General features: G+C 57.9%; 21 protein-coding genes. 12 read left to right on the top strand and 9 right to left on the bottom strand.

Annotated elements, in window-relative coordinates; translation table 11 throughout:
- Positions 1-313 precede the first annotated feature (313 nt).
- On the bottom strand, positions 314-1,306 hold the full coding sequence (locus AC1RZR_RS21995) for an NAD-dependent epimerase/dehydratase family protein (RefSeq protein ID WP_481825963.1): 993 nt from the start codon (positions 1,304-1,306) through the stop codon (positions 314-316).
- 433 nt (positions 1,307-1,739) lie between these two features.
- Here AC1RZR_RS21995 and AC1RZR_RS21990 point away from each other — a divergent pair, with 433 nt between their 5' ends.
- The gene (locus AC1RZR_RS21990; RefSeq protein WP_481825962.1) at positions 1,740-2,411 is read left to right on the top strand and encodes an antitoxin Xre/MbcA/ParS-like domain-containing protein; all 672 of its coding nucleotides are present in this window, start codon (positions 1,740-1,742) and stop codon (positions 2,409-2,411) included.
- A gap of 368 nt (positions 2,412-2,779) precedes the next feature.
- Positions 2,780-3,925 carry a porin gene (locus AC1RZR_RS21985; RefSeq protein ID WP_481825961.1) on the top strand — a complete coding sequence of 382 codons (1,146 nt, stop codon included), beginning with the start codon at positions 2,780-2,782 and terminating at the stop codon, positions 3,923-3,925.
- A gap of 111 nt (positions 3,926-4,036) precedes the next feature.
- Here AC1RZR_RS21985 and AC1RZR_RS21980 read toward each other — a convergent pair whose 3' ends face one another.
- On the bottom strand, positions 4,037-4,432 hold the full coding sequence (locus AC1RZR_RS21980) for a hypothetical protein (RefSeq protein WP_481829094.1): 396 nt from the start codon (positions 4,430-4,432) through the stop codon (positions 4,037-4,039).
- A 327-nt stretch (positions 4,433-4,759) separates the two neighbouring features.
- On the opposite strand from AC1RZR_RS21980, the gene AC1RZR_RS21975 reads away from it, so the two are divergent.
- Complete coding sequence (locus tag AC1RZR_RS21975) at positions 4,760-4,945, top strand: hypothetical protein (RefSeq protein WP_477249744.1); 186 nt, start codon at positions 4,760-4,762, stop codon at positions 4,943-4,945.
- 94 nt (positions 4,946-5,039) lie between these two features.
- On the opposite strand, the gene AC1RZR_RS21970 is transcribed toward AC1RZR_RS21975, so the two are convergent.
- Positions 5,040-5,300: a hypothetical protein gene (locus AC1RZR_RS21970; RefSeq protein ID WP_481825960.1), complete on the bottom strand. Its 261-nt coding sequence runs from the start codon at positions 5,298-5,300 to the stop codon at positions 5,040-5,042.
- Positions 5,301-5,588: 288 nt separating this feature from the next.
- Here AC1RZR_RS21970 and AC1RZR_RS21965 point away from each other — a divergent pair, with 288 nt between their 5' ends.
- Positions 5,589-6,029, top strand: a complete 441-nt coding sequence (locus AC1RZR_RS21965; RefSeq protein ID WP_481825959.1) for a Ros/MucR family transcriptional regulator — start codon at positions 5,589-5,591, stop codon at positions 6,027-6,029.
- Positions 6,030-6,099: 70 nt separating this feature from the next.
- Here AC1RZR_RS21965 and AC1RZR_RS21960 read toward each other — a convergent pair whose 3' ends face one another.
- Positions 6,100-6,456, bottom strand: coding sequence for a DUF2958 domain-containing protein (locus AC1RZR_RS21960; RefSeq protein WP_481825958.1), 357 nt, complete (start codon positions 6,454-6,456; stop codon positions 6,100-6,102).
- A gap of 9 nt (positions 6,457-6,465) precedes the next feature.
- A complete protein-coding gene (locus AC1RZR_RS21955) occupies positions 6,466-6,675 on the bottom strand; it encodes a hypothetical protein (protein ID WP_063173695.1) in 210 nt (69 codons plus the stop codon).
- A 382-nt stretch (positions 6,676-7,057) separates the two neighbouring features.
- On the opposite strand from AC1RZR_RS21955, the gene AC1RZR_RS21950 reads away from it, so the two are divergent.
- Complete coding sequence (locus AC1RZR_RS21950) at positions 7,058-7,255, top strand: hypothetical protein (RefSeq protein WP_481825957.1); 198 nt, start codon at positions 7,058-7,060, stop codon at positions 7,253-7,255.
- A 65-nt stretch (positions 7,256-7,320) separates the two neighbouring features.
- Here the strand turns inward: AC1RZR_RS21950 and AC1RZR_RS21945 are convergent, their stop codons facing one another.
- Complete coding sequence (locus AC1RZR_RS21945; protein WP_481825956.1) at positions 7,321-7,869, bottom strand: hypothetical protein; 549 nt, start codon at positions 7,867-7,869, stop codon at positions 7,321-7,323.
- Between the two features lie 273 nt (positions 7,870-8,142).
- Between AC1RZR_RS21945 and AC1RZR_RS21940 the strand changes: the two genes are divergently transcribed.
- A complete protein-coding gene (locus tag AC1RZR_RS21940) occupies positions 8,143-10,140 on the top strand; it encodes a phospholipase D-like domain-containing protein (protein WP_481825955.1) in 1,998 nt (665 codons plus the stop codon).
- 634 nt (positions 10,141-10,774) lie between these two features.
- Entirely contained in the window at positions 10,775-10,990 is a 216-nt protein-coding gene (locus AC1RZR_RS21935) for a hypothetical protein (RefSeq protein ID WP_475433949.1), read from the top strand.
- A gap of 191 nt (positions 10,991-11,181) precedes the next feature.
- On the opposite strand, the gene AC1RZR_RS21930 is transcribed toward AC1RZR_RS21935, so the two are convergent.
- Positions 11,182-11,430 (bottom strand): DNA methyltransferase, encoded by a 249-nt coding sequence (locus tag AC1RZR_RS21930; RefSeq protein ID WP_481825954.1) that lies wholly within the window; start codon positions 11,428-11,430, stop codon positions 11,182-11,184.
- 77 nt (positions 11,431-11,507) lie between these two features.
- On the opposite strand from AC1RZR_RS21930, the gene AC1RZR_RS21925 reads away from it, so the two are divergent.
- The 5 genes from AC1RZR_RS21925 (at position 11,508) to AC1RZR_RS21905 (ending at position 14,438) form a co-directional block, all read left to right on the top strand.
- Positions 11,508-12,353, top strand: coding sequence for a hypothetical protein (locus AC1RZR_RS21925; RefSeq protein WP_475433953.1), 846 nt, complete (start codon positions 11,508-11,510; stop codon positions 12,351-12,353).
- Complete coding sequence (locus AC1RZR_RS21920; protein WP_475433955.1) at positions 12,346-12,681, top strand: hypothetical protein; 336 nt, start codon at positions 12,346-12,348, stop codon at positions 12,679-12,681. Before AC1RZR_RS21925 ends, AC1RZR_RS21920 begins: the two co-directional genes overlap by 8 nt.
- Positions 12,682-13,376: 695 nt before the next feature.
- Positions 13,377-13,658 carry a hypothetical protein gene (locus AC1RZR_RS21915; RefSeq protein WP_481825953.1) on the top strand — a complete coding sequence of 94 codons (282 nt, stop codon included), beginning with the start codon at positions 13,377-13,379 and terminating at the stop codon, positions 13,656-13,658.
- Positions 13,658-14,194 (top strand): hypothetical protein, encoded by a 537-nt coding sequence (locus AC1RZR_RS21910; RefSeq protein ID WP_481825952.1) that lies wholly within the window; start codon positions 13,658-13,660, stop codon positions 14,192-14,194. The genes AC1RZR_RS21915 and AC1RZR_RS21910 overlap by 1 nt, the downstream gene beginning before the upstream one ends.
- Positions 14,195-14,210: 16 nt before the next feature.
- Positions 14,211-14,438, top strand: coding sequence for a hypothetical protein (locus tag AC1RZR_RS21905; RefSeq protein WP_475433960.1), 228 nt, complete (start codon positions 14,211-14,213; stop codon positions 14,436-14,438).
- A 72-nt stretch (positions 14,439-14,510) separates the two neighbouring features.
- Here AC1RZR_RS21905 and AC1RZR_RS21900 read toward each other — a convergent pair whose 3' ends face one another.
- Both AC1RZR_RS21900 and AC1RZR_RS21895 read right to left on the bottom strand, forming a co-directional pair.
- A complete protein-coding gene (locus tag AC1RZR_RS21900; RefSeq protein WP_481825951.1) occupies positions 14,511-15,200 on the bottom strand; it encodes a DNA methyltransferase in 690 nt (229 codons plus the stop codon).
- Between the two features lie 85 nt (positions 15,201-15,285).
- Complete coding sequence (locus AC1RZR_RS21895; protein ID WP_063172270.1) at positions 15,286-15,489, bottom strand: hypothetical protein; 204 nt, start codon at positions 15,487-15,489, stop codon at positions 15,286-15,288.
- Positions 15,490-16,108: the final 619 nt, after the last annotated feature.

Genomic DNA, 16,108 nt, shown 5'->3' with positions numbered 1-16,108 from the left:
TGGGAGAGAGGGCCGCGCGCCTCTTTCCCCAGTACAGAGGAAACGTGCCACCAGGCACATCCATATCGGCGTAGCCGTGCCGCTAAGGCGGCCCCAACATAGAAGGGCGCACAAGGCGGAAGCACCGAAATGTCCGCCAGCGGGACCAAGTCAGTTCGGTGCTGGAGAAAGTTCGTTGCCCTGAGACCGGTTCAACAGGGCGGCCGTAGGAGCATCAGCATAGCGCCGCCGCCAGGCGGGATGCGGGACCGACAGCCCCCGGCGAAGGGCGCCGTATCGGGATCAGTACGTCGTTTCTGGATTGACGGACGACTTAGTTCGCTCCGCGAGGGCCCGATCGAACAAGGTCGAAACCTCTGACGCGGATCCGGGCAAGAATCGCCTTCTCGACCTCGGTATCGAGAGCCTTACTCTTCAGATGTTGGACATCTTGTGTTTCAAATGTCTGACGAAATCCCTCGAGTAGGGAAAATCGCGGGCGCCATTCAAAGCTGTTTGCCAAGAGCTCGACATCGACGCAACAGGGATAATCGCGGAATGGGAAATACTGACGCGGCACGAAATCATCAGCTTGATCTATGGCGAGAATACCGGGATCAGCGAAACCGGCAGCGCTGGCAACTAGGCTGACCCACTCCCTCAAACCCACGCGCTCCTCGCTTGCGACATTGAATATCTGCGCGCCAATCGCTTCGGAAGCCGCAGCGTGGACCATGATATCGGCTAGATCCCCGGCATGGAGAAACTGGATTGGCGTATCGCCATTTCCAGGGATTATGACCGGCTGGCGCTGCAGGCAGCGTGCCCACACGAAAGATTCCCGGTCGTTGTCATTGCCTGGCCCATACAGATAAGGGGGCCGAAATATTGTTACCGGAAGATGTTCGGCCTTCTCGATGAGAAATGCGTCAGCGGCGGCCTTTTCAACCCCATAGTCCGCCCATATTGCGGCTCCGCCGATAGGATCGCTCTCCGCAGGGAATCTACCCGGTGTCTCTTTGTAGACGGCCGCGCTGCTCAGATGAATCCAGCGCTGCGTCACACCGGAAAAGGCAGCCCATGCGGTTCTTGTGCTCTCGGCGTTATAAGAAGACGTATCGATAACGACGTCAAAACCGAGCACCTGTTGTGCCAGCCTCAAAAGTTGTTCGGCGTTGGTACGATCCGCGGTCAATTGCTCCGCGCCTACCGTGACTTTGTTCCCACGATTGAGCACGCTCACGTGATATTTGTCGTGGAGCAGTGCCGGAATCAAATGTCCCCCGACGAAACCCGAGCCGCCAATCACCAAAGCTCGCTTTCTCATTGTCAAAACATCCTGATGTCATTGATCGCGTTCGGCTCCAGATGGTCCGAAACACCGTTGAGGACCGGTTTAACAGATCGGACCGCGGTCGCGCCCGACCCTGCGCCGCGCACTAAGACAGCAAGATCGCAATAGTAAAGGTACGTTACCCTATAAAGGTATCAAATAACGCCGCTTGTCGTGAATCTGTCATAGAGCGCCCCTACAGGCAAACTCAGGCGTCCCGCGACTGATATTTCGGGGCAGCCAGTTGGGGTGTAAAAATGCTAGACAGCTGCCTGCTGGGTCGCTGCACCTTATGCCGTTGCGCGTTCCAATTCCCGCCGTACAACCGGCCGCGGCGAGGGACGAGCGCGCGTGGCCTGCAGACAGATGCATGACCAGATTTCAGAACCCGCCTGACGGGATTTCACAAGAGGCCCTGGCAAGCCTGGTGTCCGAGGCGGTGCTACAGGCATTGTCGCAGCATGGTGTCCTGCTGGACGCCGAGGCGCTCATTTCCGCCAGCGCGATTGCCGGGAGTCTGGTCGCCGCCCTGCCCTTCTTGCCGCAGGCACAGCGGCTCGCGATCGGCTCTTTCAACGGCGACTTCACGGCGCTCGCCACCGAATTCTTCCGCACGATGGCGGGCAACATCGCGCGCGACGGCTCGACCGGGACGGACCGCACCTCCGAGAGCCCAGCGCCGCCAGCCGGTCTCGGCCAGCCTGCGTTTGTCGGGGGAGCCCCAGAGCTCCAATCGATGGTGATCGAGGACTGGGCGGGCGAAGTTGCCGGATCGACCTATCTGGAAGAGAAGCTCCGCATACCGCGCTCGACGCTTCATCGCTGGCAAAGGCGCAACGAAGTCATTGCCTTGCGCAAGGGCGGCCGCAAGCATGTCTTTCCGCTGGCCCAGTTCGTCGACGGAAGGCCGGCACTAGGGATCAGTGAGGTGTTGTCGCTGATTCCCAATCCAAGGCTGGCGTGGTTTTGGTTGGCCCGCCCTTCGCCCAGTCTCGATGGTCGCACTCCCATTGAATTGCTCAAGCACGACATGGTGCACGAAGTTATGCTGGCTGCACGCGACTTTTCACCGATCCGCAGTATCGACCATTCAGTTTGACTTTCCGATTTTCAAATCGATTAGTTAGCAATTGTAATACCTTCCAAGTTGTTGAGTAACGCTGCTTAGCTATACAGTCATAATTCGAATCACCTTTTGCCATTCTCACGTTTCGTTTGTGCCGCTTGTGCACTTCGTGCCGAATTTGAGCGCATATTCGTGATATTTCGGCAACAATACTTCTTAAACAACCAAATGACCGCTTTCCGGTCTCAATCTCCATTTGTGCACCGCAGCGAATTCGGCCATGTCGAGCGCGAAGAAGCGGCGCCGGTGCGCATCTTTTTCGATCGTGGGGACCAGGGAGGGGATCCTGTCTTTAGAAAAGACACCCCAGCCCTTTTTTAACCTTTGAGTGGAGATCAAAAATGAACATTAAGAGCCTTCTTCTCGGCTCAGCTGCGGCCCTGATCGCAGTTTCCGGTGCGCGCGCCGCCGACGCCGTCGTCGTCGCCGAGCCGGAACCCGCTGAATACGTCAAGATCTGCGACGTCTACGGCGCTGGCTACTTCTACATCCCCGGCACCGAGACTTGCCTGCGCATCGGTGGCTATGTCCGCTACGATATCGCCGGTGGCGACGTCGGCTCGTTCGATGGTGCGCGCACCCACGACGTGCAGGACGGGAGCGACCAGGGCACCTGGAAGAAGAATGCACGCTTCGACCTGAAGACCTGGACCGGCCAGGAAACCGAGCTCGGCACTTTGAAGACCTACACCGAGACCCGCTTCAACTTCGGCAACCGCAATGCCTATGCGGGTCCGGACAGCCCTCAGAACTATGCCTTCAACAAGGGCGTTACGCTGAACTTCGCCTGGATCCAGCTCGGCGGTCTGCGCGTCGGTAAAGACGAATCGGCCTTCGATACGTTCATCGGCTATGCCGGCAACGTCATCAACGATACGCTCGTTCCCTACGGCGATTTCGACACCAACGTCGTCCAGTATTACTTGGACGCCGGCAACGGCTTCTCGGCCGTGGTCTCTCTCGAAGAAGGCTCGGGCGTCGTCGGAACCATCGACAGCTATGTTCCCCATGTCGTCGGCGGCGTGAAGTACACGCAGGGCTGGGGTGCGATCAGCGGCGTCGTTGCCTACGACAGCAACTACGAGGAAGTGGCCGGCAAGGTTCGCCTGGACGTGAAGCCGATGGACAACCTGTCACTGTTCATCATGGGCGGCTACGGCACCGACGACAACCTCTTGGACGACGCGGGCAACGCTATCGACGCCCACGGCCGCGGCTTCTACAAGCAGTGGAGCGGTAACTGGGCAGTCTGGGGCGGTGGCACCTATACCATCAATGAGAAGACCTCGTTCAACACTCAGCTCTCCTATGACGAAGGCAAGAACTTCGGCGCCGCAGCCAACATTGCCTACGAAATCGTCAAGGGCTTCAAGGTCACGGCCGAAGTCGACTACCTGCACGTTGGCGATGACAGCGTCACCAACTGGACCAAAGCCGACAAGAAAAATAACGTTGGCGGCATCCTCCGCTTCCAGCGCTCGTTCTGATCGAATCCCTGCCGATCAGAACGGAAGGCCCGCGACGTCGTCGCGGGCCTTTTTTCTTGCCTAGGGCTGCCGTGCTGCCGGTGAATATGCCTCCCGCGCAAAAGGCAGCGCTCAGCCGCCTGGGGACGGTACAAAGTGGCCCGAGCTACGAAGCTCTGCTAGCAGCATCATGGCCGTCCCGTGGTGGTCACCCTTTGCTTGCTCACTCAGCGGAGACGCATACCAAGCAGCCAATTCCGCCACCAAAAGGGCTGTGTCCCCGTTGATCGAAGCGCATCTGAGCTGTCCGCTCTTCTCCATCACGATTATCGCTGTGCCGGTTTCGCCATATCCAATCGCAGCCATTCGCTGAACGCAGATATCGCCGTCGACACGTACGTCGAACAGAACCGATCCTGCGGTTTTCTGCGCGGCGTCAGCCACGCGATCACCGAATGGTTGACGTATGCCCTCGCGATCGCCGAGTGACTGCTCAAACAACGCCAATTCAACATGAGCCGCCACCATAGCTGCGAAGGTGCGCGCCGGCTGGCGCAATCGGCAATAGGCCAGGGCTCATTATCCACACCCCAGCCGCCGTCCCGGAGCCCGATCCGCCATCGCAGTTGCGCTCTTGGCCGGCGCTACCTTTGCTGGTCCGCTTCATACCCAAGCCCTTTGCTGCCCTCCTCGCCGGAGGTTTTTCCCAAGAGCAACCTTGTCCTCGCTAAAGTAGCTGAAGTTAAATTTCGAACGTTTCGGCTTGCCGGAAATTAGGGTCTCCCCGGGTAAACCCGCATGGCTTTTTGGGTGCTGCAAGGAAGACTAATGCGAGGACGTGGATTGATTAGAGCGTTGCGCCAGGACGACGCTCGACAGGTGCGCGCGCGCATTGCCGAACTGGAGCGCGACCTCACGACGACCGCACCTTTGGGACGCCATCGACGTTTCGAAGCCGGCCATGAACTTCGCGTAGCGAAGTTCCGCCTGGAGAAGCTCGAGGAATGCATCGGCGAACTACCGGAGAGCTCTGGGCGTTAGCGCAAGCTTCACCGCTTTCCATCCGAGCGCGCCGGCAGCGCATTGGCCCATCAACCGACAAAGAATTCGGGCCGATTCTATGGGCACTTTGCGGCTAGGATTTGAAAAGCTCCTTGGATCCCGTCGTCAGCAGCCACACCACTCGATCGAGATGGCTGCGAACCGCGTCGCGGGCGCGAACCGGCTCCTCCCACGGATCGATACCCAATATTTCCTGCGCCATCTCTTCTACGCTGGCTTCATCGTCCCACGCGTCCAGGAGTCTCAAATAGGTGGTGAGATGCTCTCTGTCATAAGCGGTTAGACGGTCAGACCAAGGGACATGGGTCGACACAGCAGAAGCTTTATTAGGCATTTAAGATCTATACTCCGTGATACCTCGCATTGCATAATCCAGACCCCGCCTTTGACGCCCCTACACTATCGTCAATTGAAGAAATTTCAACATCCTTTGGCCCCGCACCAACCGGGAGGCTGGCAAGACGTGGATACGCTTTGTTACCAAACGAAAGTTCGCTTTGCCCCTGCGTCATACAGAAATGCCAAATATCCGGCTTGATTGGAGAAAATCCGAGTGGCATAGGTTGGCGGCATATCGTCTCTTTGACGGATATGAGGATGTGATGATTGAAGGAGCACGTTGATGCCCGGGGAACCAACCAATAATATGATTGAACTTACTGCAGATATCGTTGCCGCCTATGTCCAGAAAAACGCGGTGCCAGTGTCCGGATTGCCGGATTTGATCGCGAGCGTGAATTCGGCGTTGTCGAATATTAGCCCGCCATCTCCAATAGCAGACCCCCCGCCCAAGCCGGCAGTTAACCCCAAAAAGTCTGTGTTTCCAGACTACATCATTAGCCTTGAGGACGGGAAGCAATACAAGTCGCTTAAGCGCCATCTTGCGACCAGTCATGGGCTGACGCCTGATGAATACCGGGCGAAATGGGGTCTGGCGAAGGACTATCCCATGGTTGCGCCGAGTTACTCGGCGACCCGTTCGGCTTTGGCTAAGTCGCTAGGCTTGGGACGGAAGCCTGCTCTAGCCAAGAAACCTGCGACGAAACGTAAGGCCAGGGCCTGAGGTCTGGCCGCTACCGCCTTCGGGCACTCAACGCCACCCGGGAGGATGGCGTTGAGCACCGCGACGGATGTTACGCCCGGATGCGGCCGAGGCGCTGAGCCTCGCTGGCATAGGCCGACAGGGATTTGTCCGGCCTGAAGTGCAGGTCACGCTCGACCGGCAAGCCCAGGCGGCCACGAACGGCAGTGAGCTCCGAGAGGCTCAGACTACCTATCTCCGGGCAGCCAAGCCCAAGGTCACAAAGGCCGAATGCGAGGTCCGGGTCATCCGGATCGATTTCGGTCAGGAGCCAGGTCGCGCCGGCATCCGGTGTGAACAGTTTGACCACGGGGACGAAGTCGATTTCGCGTTCGGTGCCTCGGAGAGGTTGCTGCTGGCGACCATTCGCCAGCAGCTTCTCCCGCAGCTCTTGTGTCAAGATCTGCATGGCGGCCTCCTATTCGTCAGCCTTAGGGGTGCGGAGGACGACCCGCCCATCGATGGGCAGTGCGTCGAGGAGGAGCGTTCCGCCCTCGCCGTCGTCGTGAGCGAAGAAGGAGCCGATGCGGATCCAGAAGCCCTTCTGGCCTTCCTTGCCGTCACGCACGGTGTAGGCTTGGTAGAGCGGCGATTTCGCCTCGGACTTGGTGTTGCGGTTGTTGGTCATGGTCTTTTCCTTTGGTTGATGGTTTCTGTCCCGGAGGACGGTTCCAAAGGAGACGGCGCTCAAAGCGGGCTTGTCCCCAACACGGGAGCGCAGCGAATGGAGCGGGCAGGATCGGGACAAGACGGCTGCGCCGGCTAGAAGGGAACGTCATTAGCTCCGGGCGGACCAGCAGCGGAAAAGGCCACCGCCAACCGCATGGCACCGAGTGTGATGGCCGGGTTTGCCCTCACAATCATTCCCGTGATGACGGGCGATGGTCGGGGTGACGGACCCACATTCGTTCGACTCGCGAAATGCGCAGTAAGGCGTATGATCCCCAAGTCGCCCGTACCGAACGAGGCATTGCGGAGGTTAGCTTCCGCCTATGTCCGGGAGCCTGACAATGTCACGCGCCAAGGTGTCTGCATTCGATTGCGAAATCCTGCGAAGCGCCATCCGCCGTGCGATCACCGAAGGGGAAATCCCGGAAAACCAGTCCCGGGAATACGCCGCCCAAATGATCCGAGATTTCACCGGCGAGGACCAGGTTGACCCAGATCTGCTGGATTGGATCGTGCGGGAGCTGCCAGGCGCGTCCTAAAGGCGGCACTGCAACCGCGATTTGACGGCATCGGAACTGGGTCGCGGCCCTTCAAGCCATCTGTGTCAGAACGATACCCCATCACCGTCGAGAAGCCCTTGGCTCTGACGCGAGAATGACCAAACATCTGCGCCATCGCTCTGGAGCACCCAGATGCTGTCGAAATCCTCGTCCGGCCAAGATTCCGGGGCGATACCCGCGCCACCGACGAGGGCAGCTGCCAGGCTCGGAATCAATTCGTGCTGCCAGCTCACCAACACAGGTGTTGGGGCTGTGCGGATGGCTTCTGCCGCCAGCGCCTCTTGGCCCTTTGAATATGTGACATCAGGTTGAAGACCGAGGCGTCTTGCAAGTGGTGAGATTGTTTGGCTGGGCCGTTTGCTCCGGGTTCCCGAACCATCTTTTTTGATCGTGCCCGACGCAACAATCGATGCCGGTTTTTCCATAGGCGCAGGCGGCCCAGAAAAGAGTGAGCAAAGCCCACCCGCGCGTTGCCAACCACGCACGGTCAATGATGCGGGATCAACCTCGCCCTGTTCTGTCACTCCATAATCGGTGCCCTCCGGAACCGGCTTCTCGGCGTGCCGAATGATCATGACAAGCCTATTTGGCATCGTCCGCTCCCATATGTCCGTACGACGCTCCTGGCGCCAGTCGGCGCCCATATTACGGCCGCAAGCATCCGCACGGCAAGGTCGCGCGCTCGATCCCTAACAATATCAGCGTAAAATAATTGTCGCAGCTAGACTTTACTTTGGCGGTTTATTCTGAAGAATAACACTCTTGGTGCGCTGAAGGCCGGAACTTTAAAGGTTTTCGGCCTTCTTTATAGATTAGCCGTCTCATAAAATCGGGCCGGCTGGTCTTTGTTCTTCTAGGGGGATGAGATGGTGCAGATCGTCAAGGCAACTGCAATCGTCAACAATGAAGTTGCGTTTCTTGCGTGGCAAACCAACCCCGACCCGATTCCTGATTGTCTTGGCTTCCACATTGTTCGGGAATATCTCGATGGCACTGGTCTGGTAACCGCCGAACGCCCGCTTGCCGCTTATGTCGCCTTTGAAGGGCAGTCGAACACGGACTGGCAGGCGCAGAACACGACTGTTTGGCCCGTACAGAAGTTCAACTGGCGCGACCTCACGCTGCGGCGACACCGTGACAAGTTGGGTCTCCGGCCCGAAAATGAGCGGCTACGATACCGTATCCGCCCGGTAGGTCGCTTGCGCGATGGCCTCGAGGAAGTAGTGCCCGTCCCCGAAAGCCATTGGGATGCAAAAACCAAACAGCGCGTCGAGCATCATTATCAGGGCGCACCTGTCCGGCTCGGCTATCTGGCTCCTGCGGCATTCACCAACATTGTTGAGGCTAGCCGCCGCTTGGGACCGTTCGTCTCCACCTTCACCAACGGCATTCTATCGAGCCAGTTCCTGATCCGCATGCTCGAAGAGAATGATGGCAAAGTTGGGCGCAACGAACTTGAAGTTCGTCTGCGCGATCCAAATGACGCCCTGCGACGCTACCTGGCCGGCGACGTCCCGACGACGATAACCGAGTTCCTGAGCCGAGCAGGCGGGCAATTTCATGCCGCCCTCTACGAGCTTGAGGATCGGCAGTTACTCGACCTCCTTGTCGCGGCGGCACCCCGGATGCAGCTCATCCTGTCCGATGCAGGGTCCAGCGACACCAAGGACAAGATTACCAAGAAGGTCATTCACACCGACTACGATACAAGAAACAAAGCAGCTCGCGCGACGTTGCGCGCGATAGCGGATGCGCCTGGAGCGACTTTCCGTATGCAGGACCGGCTGTTCAACGGCAGCGGCCACATCGGCCACAACAAATTCGTCGTCTGGTCGGATGACCAGGGAACACCCCAAGCCGTGCTCACCGGCTCGACCAACTGGACGTGGAGTGGCATCTCCGGCCAGAGCAACAATTGCATCGTCATCGAAGACACGAACGTGGCGCGCGCCTACCTCGACTACTGGCAACGGCTGTTCGATCACCCCTTGCCGCAGCCCGCGCAAACGGGGGATGCCAACACCGGCGCGGACCAGGGCGATATCGTAAAGGACGCCGACCGCACTCCGGTGACCGGAAATCTCGCCAACGGCGCTGCATTTGAATGTTGGTTCTCGCCGAACGTTCCGGGCGCCGAACAGCCGCCTTCGGCGCGCGCCAAGCGTCAACTGCCGCCTCCACCGGACATGGACCGTCTCTTCTCGCTGATGCGCCGTGCGCACCGCATGATTTTGTTTGCGGTGTTCTTGCCGTCCAAGGGCGGAGTACACTCGATCATCTCGCAGGCGATCGACCTCGGCCTGGCGGATACCAGCCTGGAGGTGGTCGGTGCGGTGTCCGATCCGCTGGCCTGGGGCTATCAGCCCTCAGGCACCGGCCCAGATGGCGAGCCCTTGGTGCCGAGTTCGCCGTTCATCATCCAGCAGGGCGGCGTCAATGTCGTGCGCGCGACCGCGCTCACTGACAAGGATATCGGCCGCGAACTCGGCAATTTCGTCAACAAGGAGATTTTGAGCGCGGGCAAAGCGATTATCCACGACAAGATCCTGGTGATAGACCCGCTTGACCCGGTGAATTGCGTGGTCGCATTTGGCAGCCACAATCTGGGTTATAAGGCCTCCTACTCCAACGACGAAAACCTGGTAATCGTGCAGCGCGATCCCGCACTTGCCCAAGCGTATGCAACGCATGTCCTCGACGTATTCGATCATTACCGCTTCCGTGCAGCTGAGGCAGAGAAGTCGGCCGAACTGCAGCGGGCGGGCGTCGCCGCATCCCCAAGCCCGACCGATGGCTTCCTGAGCATTGACGACAATTGGCAGACCAAGGCGGATCGGCGGATTTCTGCTTATTTTGCAAAATAGGTGCCTAGCAGCGTGCAGGGCCGACACAAACGGCGCTTGGGGCAGCAATATGTTGCGAATCGTGGCCGGCTTGCTGGTCGCCGGCGTTCTGATGCCGGCGCAACTCGGGTCGATCATCAACCGACCGGATGCGCCGATATGTCGCCGAGCGACAGGAAAATGCCCCTCCCCCAACCACCACGTCGACCTTGTAGTCGAGCCGGTCCAGACAGCGAACCAGCCTGTCTATTGGCCGATCTGGCAAGCCGCTTACTCGAGCGCCGTTCAGACTGTCTGCCATCCACGCGATCGAACTCTACCTGACCGCGCTTTTGCTCCACCGCGGGCACAATCCCAATCAGATCCGCAAAATGCACCACGGCGCTAGTCGGCGCCCATATTACGGCCGCAAGCATCCGCACGGCAAGGTCGCGCGCTTGATCCGTAACAATATCGGCGTAAAATAATTGTCGCAGCTAGACTTTACTTTGGCATTTTCTTCTGAAGAATGGCAGTCTTGGTGCGCTGAGGGCCGGAACTGAAAGGTTTTCGGCCTTCTTTATAGATTAGCCGTCTCATAAAATCGAGCGCGCTCGGACTGGCTGGATCTAAGAACAAGAAGCAGACCCAAGCCCTAGCCTCTTGGAGTGTGGCAATGACCCGGGATGAAGCCAGAGCCGCGATACTCCGGCAGGTAAAAAGCCTGCCGGCACCGCCGTCTGCCACGACGTTGGATGTCGTGATGACGGCACTCGATGAGGTGAAAAGCGACGAGGAATACGTGCGGAGCGCCAAGACCTTTCTGGCGGCGCTCCAATTCGTCGAATATGTGCAAACCGGGATTAGGCCGAATACTGACACCGTGCATTAGCTGAAAGCCTTCCGAAGCTCATCTGGCCGGGCGGGGAGCGCGAGGGGCGGGCCAGGGGCGCCCTCGCCTGGCCTCGGCCGGTTCGATACCGGGACGGTAGGCAATGACCTCGTCCACCGGATGCATCGGCTCGCGCTGGTCGTTCTCGGCCAGCGAAATCTCGGTGTCGCTGCCTTCCTCGCGCTAGCGCTCTAGCCGCCGAGATGCCGTTTCGGCATGGCGGGATCCAACTCGATGCCCAGCCAGTTGCGGCCGCAGTCCTGCGCAGCAACAAGCGTGGAACCCGACACGCAAAACGGGTCGAGTACCAAGCCACCCTCAGGGCAGAACGCCTTGCCGCCGCAGCGGCTCAACGGGCTTTTCCGTAGGATGGAGGCGATTGCCGGTGTATTGCTACGGCAACCCGATGGAAACGATCGGGGTGCATTCAAAATCTCCATTGTGACCTTGATAGAAATCTCTATGCTGAACCGAATGCACACTTAATCTGTCAATCATTTCTGACTCGGGGGTGGCAATGGCTGAAACGGACATCCAAAATCCGGCCTCTCCAAAGATTCAGGATCCTGGCGAGGGGAGTTCGACAGCAGACGCTACGGAAAATATTGATACTGTACAGGCCGATCTTCGCAGGACCGGCGCTGGTGACAATTCTGGCGTCGACGGTATCGGCGCGACATCAGCAACCACATCTATAGGCACGGGAGTCCCGGTACAAAGCCAAGCAATTTTGGCATTGCGAACAAGAGAAGACTTCCGGTTTAAGGTCAACACCGTCAAATGGTTCGGTGGCCTTTGCGCCATAGCTCTAATCGGAATGATCGGACTTGGCTTCTGGTACCTCGACAGAATGGTCGAAGCGTCGCAAGCCTATAAATCAGAGATGGATTTCAGTAAGATTTTGTCGACGTCACCCGTTAACAATGACACAGTGTTGCTTGGGCTTGAACATGACGGACTAGGTATGCGCAACAAGCGCGCGATTTCTGCCCTCTACATGAGGGCCTACACTCAATTCCTCGCTCTTATCGCCGGTACAGTTTTATCTCTTTTGGGAGCGGTCTTCGTCCTTGCTCGTGTTGACAGCGTAGCAACGACAAGTGACGCAACGATTGGCGGCATGAAGTGGGCGCTGTCGTCCAGTTCACCGGGAATTATCGTCGCGATCGTGGGTGCGGTACTTATCGGTGGCGTCGTTTACCTCGCGAGCGACGCCATCCAAGTTTTCGATGCTCCAGTCTTTCTCGGCCGCGGCGCTCAAGCCGCATCTCTTCCAGATGGCACATTCGAGTCACCTGATTTCCAGGAGTCCATGAAACAGAGTTTAAAGAGACTTCACGAAGGGGATCAACACCATGATTAGGAACGTCATATCAGTAGCGGTCTTCCTTTCGATCAGCAGCTCTTGCCAGACCATGGCAGACCCGCTCGAAGACGCATACAAACTTGGCTACAAAAAGGGATATGCTGACGCAGCATCTATATTTATTGGCGGCCCGTCTGGCAATACTATCATGAAAACATTGCCCGGACCTGAATTTAAGACCATCATTGTACCTCCAAGCGGAACGAAATTCGACATTGGCAGCGACAGCGCAGTCGCTATCGTTCCTCACAATTCCTTAAATGCGTTTAAACAGAAACTTGGAAATGACTTCATTATAGACAATAAGATACTACTAAATAATTGATGGCGCCGGGTTCTGATTCCGGCGCAACTCGGGTCGATCATCAAACGACTGGCGGCGCCGATACCGTGGCGGCGATTCCTCCCCAACAGGAAAAACCACCGGCATACCCGGTCGACCGTGATCACCAGACGACGCCCTGGATAAGGAACGCCGGGATCGATACCCAACATGTGCTGCACCATCTCTTCTTCGCTGGCACTATCGGCGCATGCGTCGATGACCTCCAAATAGATCGTGAGATCCCTAGCGTCATGGCGGTAAGATGATCCGCCCAAGGGACTTCAGTTGCAAATGGTTGGATCAGGCGATTGGCGCGATGTCTTGTTCATCCATGTGCGCTTTCAATCACGAGCTTAGCTCGGCCCTCGCGTCAGAGTAACGTTAAACGGCGCACGTTCAATACCGCCTGTCTGTAGGCTAAACAATCTTGCGACGGCATTTTTGCACTGCCAATAACACTGTGGCGTTCAGCAGAATCAGACTAAGCAAAAACGCGCAGCGATCGTTCGAGCCTGAACCATTCACTGGCTCGCCGTATTGGAGATCCAGTAGCTAGACTTGCTTGCGACTTGAGAATTTTAACTGATCAACTTGAACCTTTTGCTGATCGGCGGGAGAGTGCCTAGCAACATCATCCTAAGTTGACTAGGCTGGCGGAATAACGCACAAGACTGTTGGGTTCGGGGAATCGCTAAATGACGTTTTCTGATGGTGAGTTTGTTCTGGTAATCCCAGCTATCGAGGTCGGCACAGTCCTGACCACTGTGGCGGTGGATATCTACCTCGTCAGGGTACACGGCGGGCTAGAAAAGAATTACCATGCGGATGAACTCCGCGCCCTTCCCGTAAGACGACTACGATGCCCCGCGGCGAACCGAGGTTTTTACTACCTGATAAGCGCAGAAGTCCGGGACGAATACGCTGTAATAACCGAGCGGAAAGCGTACACCAAGAATGGGCAGAGGATCACGCGTTGATGCCCGAGAACCCGCTTAGTCCGTATTTCAGACCAAGTGAGCAGGCGATACGATTTGCTCAAAATGGTACATTTGTCGGACTAATTTCGATTGGCATAAGCCGATACAATATTCGAATTGATAAGTGGCCCGGGACGGATATAGCAGTCCCACAAAACCTTTTCGCTCCGTTCTCCACCATCTTGGCAGCGTTTGCCCTTTATTTTCTTATTGTATTTGCTGTTTACTATTTCGAGGAGCTTTTTCAATTCAACCAGATCGATTTTGAAGATACCTACAAGGAAGCCGTTAAAGTGTTCAGGGCTGAGGAGGGGCACGTCGAAGATGCCGAACTCCGCGTAATAGTGCAAAGCCTACAGCAAAAGGCCGATGAGGCAAGGCAGGCTCGCCGCTTTTTCGGAATCATTCGCCATACGTTGCTTTTGGCCGTCCCAGGATGCTTGATGTTGCTACTTATTTACTTAGAAAGTGGAAATATAGTTCATATTTTCTTTCCCGGCGTCAGTAACGGTGCTATGATTATTTCTAGATCTTAACCCGTGAGGCGAAGACATGGAAAAATCTGTACCCTTGACTTTTGTTCTTGAGAACGGCGTCGAGATCGGGGCCCATAGACATGCCAACCCGGACGGAAGTCCGGGTGGATGGGTCGCTGACAACGCCGACGTTTCGTCGCAGGCGATCGTTGAGTTTGAAGCGGTAGTTGCGCCCTTCGCCGTTGTAAAGGCTGGTCGGATTATTCGCGACCGACACTTCGTTCGCCAAAACCAAGTTATCTGAGAGAAATAAGGGCCCATGTGGGCCCTTATTTCGTTTTGTGCCCGTCGCACCGTCCAGGCTCACAGCTAGCAGCTAGCGCTCTAGCCGCCGAGATGCCGTTTCGCCATGGCGGGCATCCAACTCGATGCCCAGCCAGTTGCGGCCGCAGTCCTGCGCAGCAACAAGCGTGGAACCCGACCCGCAAAACGGGTCGAGTACCAAGCCACCCGCAGGGCAGAACGCCTTCACCAGCCGCCGCAGCGGCGCTACGGGCTTTTCCGTGGGATGGAGGCGATTGCCGGTGTATTGCCACGGCAATACGTCGGGAACCGCCTCCGTCGGCAGGGGAGGCTGTCCCTTGGCAAGGATGTAGGCGGACTCGTGATGCGCGGCCACGAACCGCGTCGAGGAGGCATAGCTTTTGCTGAAGACGAGATGGCCGACAATGCGGAATCCCGCCGCGCGCCACGCTTCGATAAACTGGTCGGCAGCGTTCCAGCCGTAGAAGCTGACGCACAAGCTGTCTGGCCGCAGCACGCGATAGGCTTCGGCAAAGGCCGGCTTCAGCCAATGCGAGTTATTGTCGTTGGCCACCGTGCGGCCGGTACGGTCACGGTAGCGGCACAGGTACGGCGGATCCGTGAGGATGAAGTCGACACATTCGGCAGGAAGGCCGGCCATGACGTCGATGCAGTCGCCGTGGAGTACGCTGTTGCGGGGACTCGTGGCGGCAGCCGCTGCCGGGACGGGTCCCAGGCGCTGGATAGAAATGAACCGGCTCATCGCACCAATTCCTCTCTATCGGCTTCACTTCTGCCGGCAAACGCATCGCCGGCAAGGCCGTCCGCACCGCGGAAGCGGTGGGGGCTCATGCCCCCACGCTTTCCTTGGCCTTGCGTTCGCGGATGACCAGGCGTCCGCTGAGCGGCAGCGCCTTCAGGTTAAGGTTGAAGCCCTTGCGGTCATCGTGGCTCCACAGTGCGCCGATTTCGGTCCAGGTGGTCTTATCGCCCTCGCCCTCGACAACGAAAACGGTGTGGGTCGGCCGTTTGGTGGTGGTGGTTTTCGTCATAGTCTTTCTCCTTTGTTACCCCGGCCACGTCATTGCGGCCGGTCGGGTGACCAAGGCGCCGGGCGATTCAGCCGGCCTGCAACGGAGGGTCCAACCGAGGGTCCCACTGGGAGACGGTTGGATGCCTTGCAGGACGGCACGCCGGGTGCACACACGACCCATTTCCGGCCGCTTTGAGCTGTGACCGGCACAAAGGGGAGAAAGACGACGAAACCGCCGCCGGCGGCCGACCACCCATGCCATGTCGAGGCGCGGGCGATCCACCTGCGACAAGGGTGCTGCCACTGCCGCCAAGACGACCGCAAGGGCTTGGCCCTGAACAGGGCCTCCGCTTGCCGTGCCGACGCCAATCCGGGTGCCGGGCCAATGCCATTGGCCAGGAACGCGGAGGGGGCGTACCGAGCCATGTCGGACATGGGAATGTCCGACATGGCGGGCGGCCGGCGGTCTGTCACTCGCCAATGTATTGGGGAGTGACAGACCGCCGCCAAAGCCTCGGTGGATGCCGGGTTTGCGCAAACGTTCCCGCATGACGCCCAAATGACGCTGCGCTTCGTCGATCATTTCTGATGCAACGCGCTGGCCATCAGCAGGCAACACCATCACTGTCTCGCCGGGC

Source organism: Mesorhizobium bavaricum, assembly GCF_056781655.1.
Note: the sequence above shows the minus strand (reverse complement) of the source record. Positions and strands in the feature narration are given on the sequence as shown.